General features: G+C 61.7%; 4 protein-coding genes. 1 reads left to right on the forward strand and 3 read right to left on the reverse strand.

Annotation, left to right across the window (positions count from 1 at the left end; translation table 11 throughout):
- From NZN28_RS14685 to NZN28_RS14280, 3 genes are all read right to left on the reverse strand, one after another.
- Positions 1–192 (reverse strand): DUF262 domain-containing protein (locus tag NZN28_RS14685; RefSeq protein ID WP_367275845.1); only part of this gene is annotated, 192 nt, incomplete at its 3' end.
- Positions 193–210: 18 nt separating this feature from the next.
- Positions 211–1,152: a hypothetical protein gene (locus tag NZN28_RS14275; protein WP_295399282.1), complete on the reverse strand. Its 942-nt coding sequence runs from the start codon at positions 1,150–1,152 to the stop codon at positions 211–213.
- A 47-nt stretch (positions 1,153–1,199) separates the two neighbouring features.
- Complete coding sequence (locus NZN28_RS14280) at positions 1,200–1,406, reverse strand: hypothetical protein (protein WP_295399283.1); 207 nt, start codon at positions 1,404–1,406, stop codon at positions 1,200–1,202.
- 203 nt (positions 1,407–1,609) lie between these two features.
- Between NZN28_RS14280 and NZN28_RS14285 the strand changes: the two genes are divergently transcribed.
- The coding region (locus NZN28_RS14285) for an alpha-amylase family glycosyl hydrolase (RefSeq protein WP_295399285.1) at positions 1,610–2,535 on the forward strand (926 nt) is incomplete at its 3' end.

Consider the following 2,535-nt stretch of genomic DNA (forward strand, 5'->3'; position numbering starts at 1 on the left):
CAAGGCAAACGGGGGCTTTGTGGGATTTACTTGCAGTAGAAGAAGGGTTCCCGAAAAAAACCCTTGCAAAATTGACACCAGAAGATCCTCCATTTGCCAGCTTTTCCAGACAAGTTCACGCTGAAAATCTGGAAGCTGATAGTCCCCCCTTGATAGAGCAGGGATCATGTCGGAGAGCTTAATACTGGCCATTTGGTACTGTCCTCCTTTCTAGAAAATATACTTTGCAGGCCAGGTGCCTGGCAACGGCCCTGGGTTTCCGCCCTGGTTCTGCACGGCCTGCAACGCCTCGCAGACTTGCACAGCCAGCCGCAAGGCGCCCTTGCTGGGCTTCTTGTTTTGAACCCCGCTGACCTCGTAAACCCGCCAGAGCTGGTCTCTGCCCAGGCGCATCCAGGCCAGGTAGCACCGGCCCCTCACCTTTAGCAGGAACATGCGCCCATTCCCGTTCAGGGCCTGCACGAAAAAGAGCAATGCGCTCCGGGGGTTGGCCAGGCACAGGCCCATCTGCCAGCCCAGCCGGCGTGTCTCTTCCAGGCTCAGGATTTCCTGCACCCCAGGGGGTGGGCTAGAGAGCAACCGGGGGGCTTGCAAGGGGCGGAACAGGGCAGAAAGGGTGGGTTTTCCCTGGAGCATGCCCATCACAGCCTGGGGGTTCTGGGCGGCCATTTCCAGCATGTAGGCCAGCGGCGCGCTCAGGTTGTAGGCCAGACGCTCGCGCAGCATCGCCCGCACCAATCCTTCGACCACAGGCTCTAATTCGGGCGTGAGGGGCCTCTGCTCGAAAAAATCCATCAGGGGCTCGATCCAGATATGAATGCAAAAACTTCCGCTGCCGCCCAAGCGGCACAGCAGGCGAAGGGCTTTTACAAACAAGGCCATCCGGGCAGAATTGCCCCGCTCGCTCCGAACCCATTCCAACAGCCCAGGTTCCTGAAACACCTGCTTAATCTCGTTGGGTCTGAGCCCCAGGTTCAGGCAGTCCTGGTAGAGCGATCGAATGAAGGCGTGGTATTCCGTCCAGTTGGAAATGTTTTCAATGAAGGCCGAAAGCAGCACGGCAATGTGTTTTTTCTCCTCGTAATGAAAGCGGTGGGGATCCAGCTTCAGCAGGCCGAAATCTCGGGCTACGGGTTCCTCTTGGTCAAGCATGGAAGGCACCTCCATCGGTGGTTTGCCTGGTTTTGTGCCGCTTCCGGCTACCGGCTCGAACCCGGACGGATGCCCTTGATGCGGCCTCGAGCGTCGTAGTGGTAGATAAGCCGCCCCCGGCGCACCACCACGGTATCCGAGGTCCACTGGAGCAGCTCGTCCTGGCTGCCGATGCCAATGGTGCCGATGATGCGACCCCGCACATCAAACACATCCAGCACGTTTCCCCTTCTGCGAACCGAACCTATTTCCATGTTCACCTCCTCCCAGAGCGGCTGCCGGGCCTCCTCTGGGGTTGCCCGCAGGATATGAAAGAAGAGCCAAAATTTCGCCCTAATTTCGCGGAAAAACTGCCTTTTGCGCCGAGCAGGAAGGCATTTTTTTCACACCAGGCCCCGCCAACCAGCGGTTGTCTGAGGGTGAACCGGGCACGAGTGGGCATAGAATAGGTGCGAGCATGGACGAGCCGCGTTTCCTCGAGCTCCTGGCACCAGCCGTTCTGCACCTGGAAACCCACCACCGCGCCGACCTGCGGGCCCGCGTTGAGCGCTACCTGCCCGACCTGATGGCCGCTCTGCATGCGGTCTACCAGGAGGCCCCCCAGGTGGCCGAGCGGGTGGCCTTTGTGATTGGGAAAAACCTGGCCGAGCGCCCGCCGGACTTGCAGGCCCTGGACCTGCGGCGCATTCACACCCCGGACTGGTTCCAAAAACCCGAGATGTGCGGCTACATCGCCTACACCGAGCGCTTCGCGGGGAACCTGCGGGGGGTGGCCGAGCGCATTCCCTACCTGAAGGAGCTGGGCATCCGCTACCTGCACCTGATGCCCCTCTTGCTCCCCCGCGAGGGCGAAAACGACGGGGGCTACGCGGTGGCCGACTACCGGCAGGTGCGCCCTGACCTGGGGACCATGGACGACCTCGAGGCCCTCTGCACCCGGCTCCGCCAGGAGGGCATCAGCCTCTGTTTGGATTTGGTGCTCAACCACGTGGCCCGCGAGCACCCCTGGGCCCTGGCCGCCCGAAGGGGCGACCCCCGCTACCGCGCCTACTTCTACATCTACCCCGACCGCACCCTACCCGACGCTTTCGAGCGCACCCTGCCCGAGGTCTTCCCCGACTTCGCCCCCGGCAACTTCACCTGGGACGACGAACTGGGGGGCTGGGTCTGGACCACCTTCAACCGCTGGCAGTGGGACGTGAACTGGAGCAACCCCGAGGTGTTTCTGGAGTACCTCGACCTGATTTTGTGGCTGGCCAACAAGGGGGTGGAGGTCTTCCGACTCGACGCCATCGCCTTCACCTGGAAGCGCCTGGGTACGAACTGCCAGAACCAGCCCGAGGTGCACGCCCTCACCCAGGCCCTCAGGGCGGCGGTGCGCAT

Source organism: Meiothermus sp. (assembly GCF_025056915.1).
Classification (GTDB): domain Bacteria; phylum Deinococcota; class Deinococci; order Deinococcales; family Thermaceae; genus Meiothermus.

What these genes read in the sequence shown, in the direction of transcription:
- NZN28_RS14275 (WP_295399282.1), bottom strand. Translation starts at nt 1,152, where the DNA reads ATGCTTGACCAAGAGGAACCCGTAGCCCGAGATTTCGGCCTGCTGAAG.
- NZN28_RS14280 (WP_295399283.1), bottom strand. Translation starts at nt 1,406, where the DNA reads ATGGAAATAGGTTCGGTTCGCAGAAGGGGAAACGTGCTGGATGTGTTT.